The sequence below is a fragment of the Saccharothrix sp. S26 genome, from assembly GCF_021390395.1.
Taxonomy (GTDB): Bacteria; Actinomycetota; Actinomycetes; order Mycobacteriales; family Pseudonocardiaceae; genus Actinosynnema.
Genome location: NZ_JAJUWT010000009.1, coordinates 40,543 through 56,389, shown reverse-complemented (window position 1 = coordinate 56,389; position 15,847 = coordinate 40,543). Strand labels below are relative to the sequence as shown.

Below are 15,847 nucleotides of genomic sequence, written 5' to 3'. Positions count from 1 at the left end.
CCGGATCCGCGCAACCTCCTGGTGTGAGCGAGACAGTGGCAGACGCGGTGGCGGACCAGGTGGAGCCGCTCCGGCACCCCCCACCCCGGAAACGAGCGGGCGCGGCGGCCGAGTTCGAGAAGGTCTACCGGGCCCACGTCGGCCTGGTCACGGCCTACTTCGCGCGGCGCAGCGGTGACCCGCAGACGGTGGCCGACCTGACCGCGGACACCTTCGTCCGGGCGATCACGTCGTTCGCCACCTTCGACCCGGTCCGGGGCAGCCCCCGGGCCTGGTTGATCGGCATCGCGAGCCGGGTGTTCGCCGCGCACTGCGAGGCGCACACCCAGCGCAGCCACGGCGTGCGGCGCATCGCCGGGCAGCGGGTCCTCGACGCCGACGCGGTGGACGACCTGGTCGACCGGATCGACGCGCAGCGGCCCGGGGCGGCGCTGCTGGCCAGGCTGGCCCGGCTGCCCCGGCTCGACCGCGAGGTCGTCGAGCTGGTGGACCTCGACGGCCTGAGCCCGAAGGAAGCCGCCGAGGCGCTGGGCGTCTCGGCGGGCGCGGTGCGCGTCCGGTTGTTCCGGGCCCGGGCGAAACTCCGGAAGACGACAGGGGAACGACGATGATGGCCAAGTTCGAGGATCAGCTCTTCGACGACCTGATGCGCGAGCACGGGTCGGCACTGGACGACGTGCCGGTCCGCACGGCGACCCGTCGGCGCGGGGTGGGGCGCACGCTCGGCATCGGCGGCACCGTGCTGGGCGCGGCCGGCGTGATCGCGCTGACCGGCACGGTGGTCACCGGCGGCGCACCCGCCGCCTACGCGGTCACCACGGGAGCCGACGGCGCGGTGACCGTGTCGATCACCGACCTCACCGGCGTGACCGGCGCGAACGAGGAACTGCGCAGGCTGGGCGTGCGCGCGGTCGCGGTGCCGATGCGCGCCGGGTGCACCGGCATGAGCAGCCTGCCGGTGGACACCGACAGCCGGGGCAGCGGGGTGTCGGCGATGGAAGTCACGGGCGGGGGCGGCACCGGCGCGCTGAAGTTCGACCCCGACGCCATCCCCGAGGGCGACACGCTGGTGTTGGCGGCTTCCCAGTCGACCACGAGCGTCACCCTCGCCGCCGCGTTGATCAAGGGCGACGCGCCGGAGTGCGTGAGCGCGCCGACGCTGCCCGCCGGCGGCTCGCTGGACCAGCGGCAGGAGTCCCCGTCCGGTGAGCCCGCCGCGGGCACCGTCGAGGTGGGCGGCAACTGACCTCACCGGCGACCGGCCCCGCCGGCGACGCCCCGGGCAGCGACTCGTCGCTGCCCGGGGCGTCACCGGGTCAACCGGACACGGGGTTGTGGCGGATCGTGAGCAGGGCGACGTCGTCGGGGCTGGGTTGGTCGCCGACCAGGGCCGCCATGATCCGGACGCACGCCGCCTCGGCCGGCACCGCCGCCACGGCGTCGCGCAGCATCTCCAGGCGTTCGTCCAGGTCGAGGCCGCGACGCTCCACCAGGCCGTCGGTGTAGAGGGCGACCAGCGCGCCGGCCGGCATGTCGACGCTGATGCCCTGACGCCCGGTGACGGCCAGGTTGTAGCCGATGGGCGGCCCCACCGGGGCGTCCACGAAGGCGCTCGGCTGCCCGGGCACGGCCAGGACCGGAGGCAGGTGACCGGCCAGGGCGAGGTCCATCCGGCCGTTCGCCGTGTCGATGACCGTGTACGCGACCGTGGCCATGTGGTGGTTCTCGAAGTGGCTGGCCTTGCGGTCCAGCTTGCCCAGCACCTCGGCGGGGTCGATGAACTCGAGGGCGTAGGCGCGCAACGCGCTGCGCAGACGCCCCATGACGATCGCCGCGGACAGGCCGTTGCCGACCACGTCGCCGATCACCAGGCCGATGCGCCCGCCGGGCAGGTGGAACACGTCGTACCAGTCGCCGCCGACCCCGCTGTCCGTGCCGGGCACGTAACGGCCGGCCATCCCCCACTCCTCGGTGGCGGGGAGCAGCCCCGGCAGCAGGCTGTCCTGCAGGACGGAGGCCGCCGCGCGCAGGGAGTGCGACCGGTCCACGTGCGCCGCCATGGCGAGCCGGTCCGCGAACAGCTGCAACAGGGCGATGTCCTCGTCGCTGAACCGGCGGGTCACGATGCTGCCGATGTGCAGCACACCGGTCAGGTCGCCCTGCGCGATCATCGGCACCCCGAGCAACGAGTGCAGGCCCCGTTGCCACAGCAGCGGGTTGACCACCGTCGACTCGTCCACCCGGTTGATCTGCACCGGGGTCCGCCGCTGGGCCACCTGGCCGGCGAAGCCCGCGCCCACCGGGATCCGCACGCCCTGGAAGACCTCCTCCTCCAGGCCGCAGGTCGCCGTGGGCACCAACTGCTCGCCGGTGACGTCGGTCAGCAGGACGGTGGCCGTGTCGACCTCGAACAGGTCGCGCACCTGCCACAGCAGCACCTCGAACAGCTTGTCCACGTCGAGTTCGCGCAGGGAGCTGTCGGTCACGGCTTCCAACGCGCGCAGCCGCATCCGCGCGCTCTGCGGCTCATCCATCCGTCAACCCCCGTCCCGACCCTGTGCACGACCGAACAGCCCGACCGCGTGACGGATGCCCTGCAAGCTGGGTGCCGAACGAGCCAGTCTACCTCCACCCGGTGCGCCGAACACCCCGCAGTCCACACCCGACCGGCCTGGACCCCGTGCCGAACCCCGCGCCCCTGCGTACCCGATCACGTCCGATGCCACCAGCGACGGTCGGCCACCCCGTGCGGCGGCCGGAAGCGGTGGTGGAGGCAGGACAAGGCCGGACCGGGGCGGGTGCTGTGCGATCAACATTCCGGCCGGTCCGGCCCGGACCGCCCCCGGGGGATTGGTCCTACCGTGCAGACAACGCGCGCTGACGGTGATCGGTCGGTTACCCCGATCCCCGCGAACCCAACCATCCGATTTCCAGCGGTGCGACGACGACCACCCGCGCGCTGCCTGACCTGCGCCGTTCGGGTCCGGCGGCACCCACCGCCCGCCCCGGACGCGGCCGGGGACCTCCCGGAGCGGATCCGCATCCCTCGCCATGCCTGATGACCTTCTCGATCCGTTGGTTTTCGACGTGCCTGCGAGTTCCGGCACGGAGGTGCAGGTGGTAGTGCGGCGTTCGCGTTGGTGCCGCCTCCGGTGCGCGGGGGGCGACGGAGATCCGTCGGGCTACGGGGCGAGGCGCATGAAGGCGTGCACGGCGGTGCCGTGCGGGGTGGTGTGCAGGCGGACCAGGTCGGCGAGGGCGTTGACCATCAACAGGCCGCGACCCCCATACTGGTCGGGGCTCGCCGGGTGGCGCCCGGCCAGCGGGTCGGTCAGCCGGCCGGTGTCCTCGACGGTGCAGACGACGTGGTCGGCGTCACGCCACAGGGTCAGGCGACAGCCGCCGTCGGTGTGCCGGAGGCTGTTGGTGACCAGTTCGGTGGCGATGAGCGCGAGGTTCGCGGTGCGCTCGGCGGACAGGCCGTGGCGGTGCGCCTCGGCGGTGGCGAGCCGGCGGGCGTCGCGGATCTCGGCGGTCGTGGCGACCGGCAGCACGCAACCGTCCGCGGCGGGGGTGACGGGGAGGTTGTAGCGCTCGACGACCGCGTCGGGTGCGTAGCGGTCGCTGTCGAACCGCCGGGTGGCGTCCCACACCAGCGGGTGGGTGGCCAGCGCGTCGGCCAGGGCGCGGTCGGTGAGCGCCGCGGTGTCGTAGGGGCAGGCGATGGTGACGTCGCGGCCCGCGAAGGCGTGGTTGATCAGCGCCTCGTGCTGGACGCAGGCGGGGTACTCGGTGTCGGTGCGGCTGGGCCAGATCGGTTCGCCGATGATGCGCACGTGGGTGTGCCGGTGGGCGTCGGCGAAGTGGCGCAGCACCCCGGGGATGATGCGGCCCGGGTTGCGGCCCTCGGCCTCCATGTCCAGCAGCAGCACGTCGTCGGCGGCATCGCCCAGGGCCTCGCGCAGCAGCCGCAGCCGCGCGCTGGGCACCGAGGCGGCCACGGCGTGGCCCAAGGCGAGGCCGTCGGTGACGAAGGGCACCAGCAGGTCGAGGTACTGCTCGTCGGAGCCGTAGAACACAGCGGGGTGGACGAAGTCGCCCGGAGTCGCCACGTCGTTGATCGTCATGGGGCGCACTCCACGTATATGTTGGTCAGGTCGAGCAGGTCCACCAGCTTGGCCGCGCCGGGCCACGACGTGCGCAGCACCGCGGTCGCGCCGAGGGCGGCGGCGTGCTCGGACAGCCGCGTCAGAGCGCGGTGGTCGAGGAAGACCAGGCCGGTCGCGTCGAGTTCCAGCAGCCCGTCGTGCGGGCGCAGCTGCGCGCGCTCCAGCGCCAGCGCGAACAGCTCCTCGTTGCCGAGGTCCAGCTCGCCGCCCAGGGCGGTGGACCGGCCGCCGGCGCCGTGCAGCCGGAACCCCGGCAGGTCGCTGTTGGCGCCGGGGTGCATGCAGGCCAGCTGCGCGAACGCCGCGTCGTCCACCTCGGCGGTGGAGTAGGCGCACAGCGCCGAGAACGGCTGGTCGGCCATGTAGCGGTCGATGCGGTGCTCGTAACGGGCGAACGCCGCCAGTTGCCGCGGGGTGCCCACCAGCGGGGTGCAGTCGGCGGCCACGCGCAGGCCGGCGAACCCCGCCGCGATCGCGGCCTCGGTGGCCTCGGCGTAGGCGCGCACCTGCGCGTCGGGCTCGACGACCGCGCCCATCGGGTAGGTGGCGTCCAGCGACACCACCCGGGCGGCCCCGGTCCGCAGCCCCGTGTCGAGCGCGTCGACCCCGCGCAGGTCCCGGGCCAGGTCGGCGGCCGCGCCGGGGGCGACGTACCAGACCTGGAGCCCGCGGGCGAGGCCGTCGGCGAGGAAGTCGCGGGCGCGTTCGCGGAGCTCGTCGGGGGCGGTGTACCGCCAGCACACGTGGTCGTGCGGTCCCAGGCCGGACGTCCGGTCCACCAAGCCTGACCTGCGCACGCGGACCAGCACATCCGGATCACGCAACATCAACGGCTCCTCGACAGGCGTTCCCCGTGCGGCGGCGGGGCCGGCGCTGGGACGGAATCCGGGATGCTGCTGGTTTGAACACCGCCGTCCCGTCCACGGTAGCGCACCCCTGCGCAGCGGCCGTGACCTGTACCGGGTCACGGCTGGGCATCATCCACCGCGACTCCACGAGCCGGACCCCGGGGTGCGACCACCATGCCGGGGTCGGCGTTGACACCCGGACGTCGTGCGGATCGACGACGCCGGGGATCTCGGCCGGTCACCCCGGCGCACGCGGGGCAGGACGACCAGGCTGATCACCGGGTCCGAGTGGCGCCGGCCGAACAGCGGCGTGAGCAGGCCGTTGACGAGGCACGCCGAGCGAACCCGGCAGGTCGGACGGCACCTCCAGGTGTGCGGCGCGCACGGTGATGTTCCCGGTCGTGTCCCATCGAGGAGCACCCCTCGACATGCATATTGCGATGTATGCATGTATTGCGAGGTCAGGATCCGGGCCCCGACCGACAAGTCCTGACCGTTGAACCCTCCGGTGGGATCGGTACGACGAACTGCTGGGCCGCCGGCGGTGCAACGGTTGCGTGGACCGGGGCGACCACGCTTCCGCGGCGAACCGGACGATTCCTCAGCGGAGTAGGTACCGCGCTGTCGGGCCGGTGGCGCGCGACGGCCCTCGCCACGGGCGAGAGCCGTCGCGCACGCGGTCCTTACCCGATCAGCCCCATCCGACGATGACCGATCCCACCCACGCGCCGTCCAGGAACTCGGCGCTGTGCGGGTCGATGAACCTCGATGGACCCGTGCAGTCCGGTCCGGTGTAGAGGCCCGCAGGGTAGTCGGTGGAGTTGCGGGCGTGATGCGTGCGGACCGGCTTGTCCAGCGTCACGCACCGGTACGGCTGGACGGGCACGTCGACCGTCTCCGTCCCGCTGTACAGGGTCACGTGGTCCGGATCGGCGTTGGCCGGTGACGCGGTTCCGCCGAGCAGAGCGGCGGCCGCTACGGCGGTGACGAGCGCGAAGCGCATGGTGTCCTCCTGATCGATTTCGGGTGTCGCGTCGGGTCCACCGACCCGCAGCGCGGGATTCCTCGGACGGCCTCGACGAACCCGCGCAGGCCGAGGTGCACGCGAAAGTGTCGGACCGTCCACATTGGCGGAACAGCGGGTGTCGGCGTCACCGCCACGTCACCCGTCGGAAGGTCTCACCGGACGGATGGCCCCTTCACGTTCCGGGCACGCCACGGGAGCCGGCACCGGGGCTTGCGTGTGCACCATCGGGTCGCGGATCTCGACCCTCGGCCCCGGGATGTCGGTGCCGTCGTGCTTGCCCGTCGGGTGCGCCAAGCGGTCGCTGTGAGATGCGTTGCCGCTGATGGGCGACGTGCCGCGTGATGTGCGAAGGTGAGGATCATGGTCGCCACCGCTCGCTCGCCGCTGCTGTCCTGGACGACGATCGCGCCGCTGCTCGGCGTTGTGGTGCTCGCCGCGACGTGGGGCCGCGACCCCGGAGGCTTCCTGGTCGCGCTCGTGGCCGTGGTCCTCGCCACCACGGTGCTCGCCGCGGTGCACCACGCGGAGGTCGTGGCGCTGCGCGTGGGGGAGCCGTTCGGCTCGTTGGTGCTCGCGGTCGCGGTGACCGTGATCGAGGTGGCGCTCATCGTCACGCTGATGGTGTCGGGCGGACCCGAGACGGCGTCGCTGGCGCGGGACACCGTGTTCGCGGCGGTCATGATCACGACCAACGGCATCATCGGCATCTCGCTGCTGCTCGGTGCCCTGCGCTACGGCGTCACGCTGTTCAACCCCGAGGGCAGCGGTGCCGCGCTCGCCACGGTGGCCACCCTCGCGACGCTGAGCCTCGTGCTGCCGACGTTCACCACGAGCCACCCGGGGCCCGAGTTCTCCCCCGCGCAGCTCGTGTTCGCCGCGCTCGCCTCACTCGCGCTGTACGGGATGTTCGTGTTCACCCAGACCATCCGGCACCGCGACTTCTTCCTCCCGGTCACCGGTGACGGCGTGGTGGAGTCCGAGGAGCACGCCCCGGTGCCGACCGGTCGCGCGACCCTGTCGAGCCTCGTGCTGCTCCTCGTCGCGCTGATCGCCGTGGTGGGCCTGGCGAAGGTCGAGTCGCCGGCGATCGAGGCGGGCGTGCGCGCCGCCGGGTTCCCGCCGTCGTTCGTCGGTGTCGTGATCGCGTTGCTGGTGCTGCTGCCGGAGACCATCGCCGCCGCCCGGGCCGCCCTGCGCGAACGCGTCCAGACCAGCCTCAACCTCGGCTACGGCTCCGCGATGGCGAGCATCGGCCTCACCATCCCCACGATCGCGCTCGCGACCATCTGGCTGGACGGCCCGCTCGTGCTCGGCCTCGGGTCGACGCAGATGGTGCTGCTGCTCCTCACCGTCGTGGTGAGCGTGCTGACCGTCGTGCCGGGACGTGCCACCCGGCTGCAGGGCGGCGTGCACCTGGTGCTGCTGGCCGCGTTCCTGTTCCTCGCCGTCAACCCGTGACCACGGGGTAGCCGAACGCCGACCGTCCCTCCAGCGCCCTCGACGCCCCTTCACGCCTGGACATTGGGCAAAAACTTGACGGCTGACACGAACCAGCCTAACTTCGAGCGAGGTCGGTTCGAGCACTGAAGGGGCGTCATGCGCAACCAGGGCATCGGCTCGTGGACCGCCCGTCGGGTCCGCAAGACGCCGGAGAAGGTGGCGGTGATCCACGGGGACCGCGGGTGGACCTACCGGCAACTGCACGAACGGGTGCTCCGGCTGGCGCACGGCCTGCGCGGGATGGGTGTGGGCCCCGGCGACCGGGTCGCCTACCTCGGGCCCAACCACCCCGCCTTCCTGGAGACGCTGTTCGCCGCCGGCGTGCTGGGCGCGGTGTTCGTCCCGCTCAACACGCGGCTCGCGCCCGCGGAGGTGGCGCACGTCCTGACCGACTCGGGCAGCGACGTGCTGGTGCACGCCCCGGAGCAGGCGTCCCTCGTCCAGGCGCTGCGCGGCGAGGTCGGGCCGTTGCGGCTCATCGCGCTCGACGAGCCCGCCGAAGGCGAGACCTCGTACGAGGCCGTCATCGCCTCCTCCCCGACCGACCCGATCGACGAGCCGGTCACCCTCGACGACCTCTGCCTGATCATGTACACCTCGGGCACGACCGGTCGGCCCAAGGGCGCGATGCTGACCCACGGCAACATCACCTGGAACACCGTCAACGTGCTGGTCGACGTCGACCTGGCCGCCGACGAGGTGACGCTGGTCGTCGCGCCGCTGTTCCACACCGCCGGGCTGAACATGACCTGCCTGCCCACCCTCATCAAGGGCGGCACGGTCGTCCTCATGCCCGCCTTCGACGCCGCCGAGGTGCTCGACCGGATCGAGGCCCACCGCGTCACCTACATGTTCGGCGTGCCCACCATGTACAACGCGATCGCCGCCAGCCCGCGTTGGGAGCACGCCGACCTGTCGAGCCTGCGGCAGGTCAACTGCGGCGGCGCGCCCGTGCCGGAGTCGACCATCCGCACCTACCAGCGACGCGGCCTGTCCTTCAGCCAGGGCTACGGCATGACCGAGACCTCGCCCGGCGCCCTCTACCTGACCAAGGAGATGAGCCGCGCCAAGGCGGGCACCGCAGGCGTGCCGCACTTCTTCACCGACGTGCGCGTGGTCGGACCGGACCTGACCGAGGTCGCGCCCGGTGAGAAGGGCGAGATCGTCATCAGCGGTCCCACGGTCATGCGCGGGTACTGGCAGTGCCCCGCGGAGACCGAGCGGGCGTTCGGCCCCGACGACTGGTTCCACTCCGGCGACATCGCCACACCGGACGAGGACGGCTACATCGCCGTGGTCGACCGCCTCAAGGACGTGATCATCTCGGGCGGGGAGAACATCTACCCCGCCGAGGTCGAGAGCGCCCTGCACGAGCACCCCGCGATCGCCGAGTGCACCGTGATCGGCGTCCCCGACGCCCGGTGGGGCGAGGTGGGCCGGGCGGTCGTCACCGTGAAGCCCGGTGCGGAGGAGCCCAGCGCGCCGGACGTCCTGGCGTTCCTGCGCGACCGGCTGGCCGGTTACAAGATCCCGAAATCCGTGGTGTTCGTGGACGAACTGCCCCACAGCGCCACCGGGAAGCTGCTGAAGAAGCTCGTGCGCGCCCGTTACGGCGGGAGCTGACCCCCAGGAGGACCACCAGTCATGACGTTCGCGCGTAACCAGTGGTACGTGGCCGCCTACGGCCGCGAGATCGGCCGCGAGCTGTTCGCCAGGACGATCCTGGGCGAGCCGCTGGTGTTCTACCGCAGCGAGGCGGGCGAGGTGGTCGCGCTGGCCGACCGGTGCGTGCACCGGCGCTACCCGCTCTCGGAGAGCAGGTTGGAAGGCGACACGATCGTCTGCGGCTACCACGGCTTCACCTACGACAAGGCCGGCAGCTGCGTCTTCGTGCCGGGCCAGGCCCTCATCCCGCGCACCGCGCGGGTGCCGTCCTACCCGGTGGTGGAGCAGGACTCGTTCGTCTGGGTGTGGATCGGCGACCGCGACCGCGCCGACCGGGCGCTGATCCCGCGCGCGCCCTGGCTCGCCGACCCCGCCTACACGACGGTCAGCGGGATGGAGCCGTTGGCGGCGCGGTACGAGCTGCTGGTGGACAACCTGATGGACCTGTCGCACGAGACCTACCTGCACGGCGGGTACATCGGCACGCCCGAGGTCGCGAACACGCCCATCACCACCGAGGTCGACGAGGACAACCGGGTGATCTACGTCAGCAGGCACATGGCCGACGCCGCGTGCCCGCCGTTCTACGCCAAGTCCACCGGGATCGACGGCCGCATCACGCGCTGGCAGGACATCGAGTACCACCCGCCGTGCCTGTACCTGCTGCACAGCCGGGTCGCGCCGGTCGGCGTGCTGCCCGAGGCCGACGGCTCGGACCCGCACGGCTTCCACGTCGAGGTCGTCTACGCCATCACGCCGGAGACCGAGCACAGCACGCACGACTTCTGGGCCGTGGCACGGGACTTCGCGCTGGACGACCAGGAGGTGTCGGACTTCCTGCGGGAGAGCAACCGCACGGTCGTGCTCCAGGACGTCACCGCGCTCGACATCCTGGAGCGGGTGATCCAGGCCGAGCCGCCGGACTACCAGGAGCTGTCGATCAACATCGACACCGGCGGGCTCGCCGCGCGCCGCATCCTCAAGCGCATGGCGGCCGAAGCCGACGACCCCGCGAAGGGCGTCGCGGTATGAACGAGCGGGTCGCGATGCTGCGCGGCGACGCGGTCTACCGCGTCCACTGGAAGCTGGGCACCGACCTGCTGGTGGGCGTGTGCCACTGCGGAGCCGAGCACGACTCGGAGGACCCGGTGGAGCTGTGGGACTGGCTGCTGGCCCACCCGGAGGGCCACCGACCGCCGGTGGCCGCGCCACCGCCACCCGACCGGCGGCCGGCCGGCGCCCTCGTCTGAACAGGAGACCCGATGACCGTGTCCGCCGAGCCGCGTGCCCTGGTGGAGTTCGACGTGCTGCTGGAGCGCAAGGAGGTCGTCGCCGACGGCGTCGTGCGGCTGACCCTGCGCCACCCGCGCGGCGAACCGCTGCCCGCCTGGGAACCCGGCGCCCACGTGGACCTGGTGCTCGCGCCGGACCTCGTGCGCCAGTACTCGCTGTGCGGCGACCCGGCGGACCGCTCGGTGTTCCAGGTGGCGGTGCTGCACGAGCCCGCGGGGCGCGGCGGTTCCCGGCACGTGCACGCGGCGCTCGCCGAAGGTCGCACGGTGCGCGTCCGCGGGCCCCGCAACCACTTCCCGCTGGTGGCGGCCGAACGCTACCTGTTCATCGCGGGCGGCATCGGCATCACGCCGCTCGTGCCCATGGTCGAGGCCGTCGCGGCTCGTGGCGCGTGGTGGCGGTTGCTGTACGGCGGGCGGACGCGGTCGTCCATGGCGTTCGCCGCCGAACTGCGCGAGCGGTACGGCGAACGGGTGCTCGTGCGGCCACAGGACGAGTCCGGGTTGCTGGACCTGGACTCGTTCCTGGTGGCCGACGCCGAGGTCTACTGCTGCGGGCCGGAACCCCTGCTCGCCGCCGTGGAGCGGCGTGCACCGGCCCGGCTGCACGTCGAGCGCTTCACGCCCGAGGCCGACGACGGCGAGCGCACGTCGTTCGAGGTCGAGCTGGCCCGGTCGGGTCGGACCGTGGTGGTGCCGGAAGGTGGGTCGATCCTGCACGCGGTGGAACAAGCCGGGGTCGCGGTGCTGTCCTCGTGCCGGGAAGGGACCTGCGGCACGTGCGAGACCGTTGTGCTGCAAGGCGTTCCGGACCACCGGGACTCCGTGCTGAACGCCGAGGAGCGGGTGGCCTGCGACGTGATGATGATCTGCGTGTCGAGGTCGCGCGGCCCTCGGCTGGTGCTCGACCTGTGAGTTCCGGCGTCAGGCGGTGCAGGGCACGTCGTTGAGGGTGACGTTGGTGGCCGTGACGCTGGTGCCCACGGGCTTGCGGCCGTTGAACCCGACGTTGGCGTACCGGCCGGGGGCCAGGGTGGGCAGCCAGTCGGGGGAGTTGACCTGGATGTGGCCGGTGTAGGAGGTGAACCGGCCGCCGTAGGTGGTCTGGATCAGGGCGTCGGGGGACAGGTCGAACTCGACCCACCAGCCGCTCACCGGGTCCGGGCCGTTGTTGGTCACCTTCAGCAGGGCGTTGAAGCCGAACCCGAAATCCTGGATGGTGTACTCGAAGCGGCACTCGAACTGGGCTTGGGCCCGGACGTTCCCGGGCTCGGGCGCGGCGGCAGCCGTGGTGGACAGCGCGATCACACCGGCCACGGCCGGCAGGACGGCCGACAACGCGTTCTTGAGCTCCACTGTTCTCCTCCGTGACGAAGGGCGGCGAGCATTCTCGGCACGCTAACGGCCGCCCGCGAACGCGCGCAACGCCCGTCCGCCGCATCCCTTCGCCGTTCCGATCCGGTGAAAGAGTCCAATGTGGACGGTCGGGATCGCCGGCCCCCACTGTGGTAGCGCTGCGCAGCAAGAAGCGGCCACATTCACCCGATCGTGTTGGTGTCAATCCTCCCGTAGTGGTGCGACTATGGGGACGGGCGGTGAAGCGCTCGTGTCGGCGGGGGAGCGACGACACGGGCTGTGCCGGAGCGCCGAGTTGCCGAGCGCCGACCGCCCCGTCGAAACGACACCAGGGGGAACGATGAGGAACACGACGAAGGTGGCCGCCGTCCTGGCCACCGCCGCCACGACCACCGCGCTGCTCGCCGCCACGGCCGGGTCCGCCTCGGCCTCGGCCGCCGCGGCCGCACCGTGGTGGAGCGACCCCGCGACGTGCACCAACCCGCTCACCGCGGTCCAGCGCACCGTCGACAACCGGGTCGTCCAGGTCCGCTACGGCAACTGCGGCGGCGCGCAGTACGGCTGGGGCCGGATCCTCGACTACACCGGCCCGGAGTTCATCCGCTTCGAGGTCGACCTGAACGGCGACCGGATCGCGGACGACTTCTCCACCTACACGGCGGGCAGCCGCAACTACACGCAGGCCTACCCGACGAGCACGGACCCGAACAGGGCCTTCCGCGCCTGCTACGTGGCCGACCCGAACGGGACCTGCACCGCGAACAACGCCACCGCCTGGTGGTGACCTCCGCCCTGCCGCTCGCCGCCACGGGCGATCCGGTTGCCGCCCCGGGAACGGGGTAGCCGGTCGGTCCGGACCCGTGAACGAAGGACCTGCGATGACCGAACCCCGGCGTGATGAAGAGACCGTGGAACGCGGCGCGGCGGAAGAGGCGAGCGGCACACCACTGACCGACACCGAGCGCGAGGTGTCCGAACGGCCGCCCAGCGACAGCCCGGACGACCAGACCTCGCCACCGAGCTGAACCCGCCGGCGGCGCCCGCCCGACGTGGCCCGACCCCCGATCGTTCGAGGGGTCGGGCCACGATCGGGTGTTTCACCGGTCCGGTCGGGGTACTCCAGCGGCACGTCGAACAGCCGGCGACCCGTCCGACCACTGGACCCGCCATGGCCCCCACCCCGTGCCCCGCCCGCGGCGCCATCGTCACCTACCTCAACCCCGACGTCATGCACCCGACCGTCTACGTGCGCGGCATCGTCACCGGCCCGCACGTGGTCGACCCGCAGACCGGGCACGAGTGGGTGCCGGTGATGCGGCCCGACCGGACCACCTCCGTGCTGGACACCGCCAACATCGTCAACGTGCGGGTGCCGAAGCGCCGCCCGGAGCCCGGCCACGGCGGCAGGTGAGCCCGGTCCCCTCGCCGCGTGATCGTGGAAACCCCAGGCGTCGAGGGCTTCGGGTGAACAGCGTTGACACGTGGAGCAGCCCTTCGAGGACTGGAGTCCGGCGGTGGGTGGCGTCAGCGGGGGGCGCGGTCGGCACGAGGACCTGGCCGGACGCCGGTGAACTGGGCGTGCGCGGCATGCTGTGGTTCCGGTTCTACGTGACCGGTGACGACGTCGGCGCGCAACGCCACGAGCCTACCGGCGACCACCGACCAGCGCCGCTGAGCACACCGCCCGAAACCGGTTTGCGCAGGTCGGATGGTGGTATTCCAGCGCTCCTACGACGGTTGTGGATGATCACGGGCTCCTCCGTCCAGCTGTCCGGTGGTTTCGTGACGAGGATGAGCCGATGGCACCCGCGAGGCCGAACAGCCGCGTGCACGACTACCTGGCCGAGCACCGGGACCGGATCGTCGAGGAGCTCATCGGGTGGGTGCGCCCGCGTTCGGTCGCCGGGGTGCCCGAGCACGGGATCGACCTGCTCCGGTCGGCGAACTGGCTCGCCGCGGCACTGCGCGACACCGGGCCCGCGGTCTACGCGCAGTGGGAGGAGACACCGCCGTTCGAACCGGCGCTGCGCGACGGACGCCTCTACGGGCGAGGAGCCTCCGACGCCAAAGGACATGTTCTCGCCCACCTCTGGGGTGTGCGGGCCCACCTGGCCGCGACCGGTCGCGGCGCACCCGCGGTCAACCTCAAGTTCCTCGTCGAGGGCTTGGAGGAAGCCGGGTCACCGCACTTGGCGCGGCTGGTCGAGGACCACCGCGACCGGCTCGACGTCGACCTGGTGGTGTTCTCCGACACCCTGCTGTGGCGGGCCGACCACCCCGCGATCTGCACCAGCGTGCGAGGGCAGGTCAACGCCTACCTGGAGGTGCACGGCCCGGTGCGCGACGTGCACAGCGGCGCGGTGTCCGGGCCCGCGCCCAACCCCGTCGAGGAGCTGTGCAAGTTGTTCGGACGGCTGCACGACGACAAGGGGTGCATCGCCTTGCCCGGGTTCTACGACGACGTGGTGCACCCGTCCGATCGGGTGCGCGCGGACCTGGCCGCGCTGCCGTTCACCGAGGACTGGCCGGCCCGGTCCGACACGCGCAGCGTCGGCGGCGAGGCGGGGTTCACGGTGCTGGAACGGCTGTGGGCGCGACCGGCGGCCGAGGTGCTCACCGTGGTCGCCGGTGACCCGGTCGGCGTGCCGAGGGCCGCGACCCCCGCCGTCGCCGTCGCCGACCTGAGCATCCGCACGGTGCCCGACCAGACGGTCGCCGCCGTGGCCGCGAAGCTTCGGCACTGGGTCGCCGAGCACCTCAGCGACCGCGTGCGCCACGAGCTGACCGTCGCCGAGGAGAACGGGCAGCAGCCGTACCGCACCCCGGAGGACCACCCCGCGCTCGACGCCCTCGCCGCCGCCGTCCACGACGGGTTCGGCGCCCCACCGGGCCGCATGGGCAACGCGGGCGGCGGGCCGGCGGAACTGCTGGCGCGGAGCCTGGACGCGCCGGTCGTGTTCTTCGGCACCGGCCTGCCCGAAGACCGGTGGCACGACAGCGACGAGCGCGTGTCGGTCGACGTGCTGCTCGCCGGAGCCGCCACCCTCGCCCACCTGTGGCCGCGCCTGGCCTGACCCCCGTCACCCCGCACCCGGGCCGTCCCGCGGGGCGTGCCCCGGACCGTCACCGGAGGTCATTACCCGACGGAGCGTCGAGCCTGGTGCAGGTTCGCCTGGTGCGCGGCGGCGAGCCACTCCTGTTCGAGCCGCACGTCAACCGGCTCCTCGCCGCGCCGCAACGCCTCGACGTAGGCGCGATCGGCCGCGACGCGGGCCGCCACCTCGGCACCCTCGGCGACGGACCCGTGCCCCGGGACCACGACGTCGACCTGCCGGGCGACCTCGCCCAACCGGTCGAGCGCCGCCGCGTAGACCTCCACCTGACCGGACCGGCGGGGGTCCAGCAGCGGGATCAGGACGTCGGAGAGCATGTCACCGGCGATCAGGACGCGGCGGTCGGCGAGCAGCAGCGCGGCGTGGCCGACGGCGTGCGCCTGGTGCTCGACGACCTCACCCGGCACCGGCCCACCGTCCGCGGGCAGCGGGGTGAGGCGCCCGATCAGGTCGAGCGGGACGCCCTCCGCGCTCCGCGCGGCCATGTCCCGCGCCCGCTCCCGAGCCTCACCGGCCACCTGCGCGCACGCTGCGGTGGCGTAACGCGGCACGTCCCCGAACCGGGGGTGCCACAGCAGGTGGTCCCAGTGGGGATGGGTGGAGAACCCGGCGACCACCGGCACCCCGAGCCGGTCCACGTCATCGGCGAGCTGGTCGAGGTCGGCCCCGTCGATGCCGGGATCGACCAGGACCAACCCGCCCTCCCCGCGCACCACGACGGCGTTGCTCCACACCCACCCGCTCTGCCGGTCCCAGACACCGTCCGCCACCTCGTTCAACACCGGTCCACCCTGTCACCCGTCCCCGTACGGCGCGAGCGACACCCGGCACCGCGGTGCCAGACCGCCTCGTCGGGAACGCGGTGCCCGGGTGGGCC

At 72.5% G+C, this 15,847-nt stretch carries 17 protein-coding genes; 11 read left to right on the top strand and 6 right to left on the bottom strand.

The window, feature by feature from the left end; genetic code table 11:
• Nucleotides 1–23: 23 nt before the first annotated feature.
• Both LZG04_RS16010 and LZG04_RS16005 read left to right on the top strand, forming a co-directional pair.
• On the top strand, nt 24–611 hold the full coding sequence (locus LZG04_RS16010) for an RNA polymerase sigma factor (RefSeq protein ID WP_233817691.1): 588 nt from the start codon (nt 24–26) through the stop codon (nt 609–611).
• Nucleotides 611–1,246 carry a hypothetical protein gene (locus tag LZG04_RS16005; RefSeq protein ID WP_233817689.1) on the top strand — a complete coding sequence of 212 codons (636 nt, stop codon included), beginning with the start codon at nt 611–613 and terminating at the stop codon, nt 1,244–1,246. The genes LZG04_RS16010 and LZG04_RS16005 overlap by 1 nt, the downstream gene beginning before the upstream one ends.
• A gap of 70 nt (nt 1,247–1,316) precedes the next feature.
• On the opposite strand, the gene LZG04_RS16000 is transcribed toward LZG04_RS16005, so the two are convergent.
• From LZG04_RS16000 to LZG04_RS15985, 4 genes are all read right to left on the bottom strand, one after another.
• A complete protein-coding gene (locus tag LZG04_RS16000) occupies nt 1,317–2,534 on the bottom strand; it encodes a PP2C family protein-serine/threonine phosphatase (protein ID WP_233817687.1) in 1,218 nt (405 codons plus the stop codon).
• A 648-nt stretch (nt 2,535–3,182) separates the two neighbouring features.
• Nucleotides 3,183–4,127 carry a sensor histidine kinase gene (locus tag LZG04_RS15995; protein WP_233817685.1) on the bottom strand — a complete coding sequence of 315 codons (945 nt, stop codon included), beginning with the start codon at nt 4,125–4,127 and terminating at the stop codon, nt 3,183–3,185.
• Entirely contained in the window at nt 4,124–4,996 is an 873-nt protein-coding gene (locus tag LZG04_RS15990; RefSeq protein WP_233817683.1) for an MEDS domain-containing protein, read from the bottom strand. The genes LZG04_RS15995 and LZG04_RS15990 overlap by 4 nt, the downstream gene beginning before the upstream one ends.
• A gap of 712 nt (nt 4,997–5,708) precedes the next feature.
• Entirely contained in the window at nt 5,709–6,020 is a 312-nt protein-coding gene (locus tag LZG04_RS15985) for a hypothetical protein (protein WP_233817681.1), read from the bottom strand.
• A gap of 384 nt (nt 6,021–6,404) precedes the next feature.
• On the opposite strand from LZG04_RS15985, the gene LZG04_RS15980 reads away from it, so the two are divergent.
• The 5 genes from LZG04_RS15980 (at nt 6,405) to LZG04_RS15960 (ending at nt 11,416) form a co-directional block, all read left to right on the top strand.
• Entirely contained in the window at nt 6,405–7,502 is a 1,098-nt protein-coding gene (locus LZG04_RS15980) for a calcium:proton antiporter (protein WP_233817679.1), read from the top strand.
• 138 nt (nt 7,503–7,640) lie between these two features.
• Entirely contained in the window at nt 7,641–9,167 is a 1,527-nt protein-coding gene (locus LZG04_RS15975; protein WP_233817677.1) for a long-chain fatty acid--CoA ligase, read from the top strand.
• 21 nt (nt 9,168–9,188) lie between these two features.
• The gene (locus LZG04_RS15970) at nt 9,189–10,241 is read left to right on the top strand and encodes an aromatic ring-hydroxylating dioxygenase subunit alpha (protein ID WP_233817675.1); all 1,053 of its coding nucleotides are present in this window, start codon (nt 9,189–9,191) and stop codon (nt 10,239–10,241) included.
• On the top strand, nt 10,238–10,459 hold the full coding sequence (locus LZG04_RS15965) for a hypothetical protein (protein ID WP_233817673.1): 222 nt from the start codon (nt 10,238–10,240) through the stop codon (nt 10,457–10,459). Before LZG04_RS15970 ends, LZG04_RS15965 begins: the two co-directional genes overlap by 4 nt.
• A gap of 12 nt (nt 10,460–10,471) precedes the next feature.
• On the top strand, nt 10,472–11,416 hold the full coding sequence (locus LZG04_RS15960; RefSeq protein WP_233817671.1) for a PDR/VanB family oxidoreductase: 945 nt from the start codon (nt 10,472–10,474) through the stop codon (nt 11,414–11,416).
• Between the two features lie 9 nt (nt 11,417–11,425).
• Here LZG04_RS15960 and LZG04_RS15955 read toward each other — a convergent pair whose 3' ends face one another.
• Nucleotides 11,426–11,857: a cellulose binding domain-containing protein gene (locus LZG04_RS15955; protein WP_233817669.1), complete on the bottom strand. Its 432-nt coding sequence runs from the start codon at nt 11,855–11,857 to the stop codon at nt 11,426–11,428.
• A gap of 340 nt (nt 11,858–12,197) precedes the next feature.
• Between LZG04_RS15955 and LZG04_RS15950 the strand changes: the two genes are divergently transcribed.
• The 4 genes from LZG04_RS15950 to LZG04_RS15935 all read left to right on the top strand — a co-directional run bounded on the left by LZG04_RS15950 (nt 12,198) and on the right by LZG04_RS15935 (nt 14,931).
• The gene (locus LZG04_RS15950; protein ID WP_233817667.1) at nt 12,198–12,641 is read left to right on the top strand and encodes a hypothetical protein; all 444 of its coding nucleotides are present in this window, start codon (nt 12,198–12,200) and stop codon (nt 12,639–12,641) included.
• A gap of 94 nt (nt 12,642–12,735) precedes the next feature.
• Nucleotides 12,736–12,882, top strand: coding sequence for a hypothetical protein (locus tag LZG04_RS15945; protein ID WP_233817665.1), 147 nt, complete (start codon nt 12,736–12,738; stop codon nt 12,880–12,882).
• Between the two features lie 143 nt (nt 12,883–13,025).
• Entirely contained in the window at nt 13,026–13,268 is a 243-nt protein-coding gene (locus LZG04_RS15940; protein WP_233817663.1) for a hypothetical protein, read from the top strand.
• A 388-nt stretch (nt 13,269–13,656) separates the two neighbouring features.
• Entirely contained in the window at nt 13,657–14,931 is a 1,275-nt protein-coding gene (locus LZG04_RS15935) for a M20/M25/M40 family metallo-hydrolase (RefSeq protein ID WP_233817661.1), read from the top strand.
• Between the two features lie 62 nt (nt 14,932–14,993).
• Here LZG04_RS15935 and LZG04_RS15930 read toward each other — a convergent pair whose 3' ends face one another.
• Nucleotides 14,994–15,752 (bottom strand): MBL fold metallo-hydrolase, encoded by a 759-nt coding sequence (locus tag LZG04_RS15930; RefSeq protein ID WP_233817659.1) that lies wholly within the window; start codon nt 15,750–15,752, stop codon nt 14,994–14,996.
• Nucleotides 15,753–15,847 lie beyond the last annotated feature (95 nt).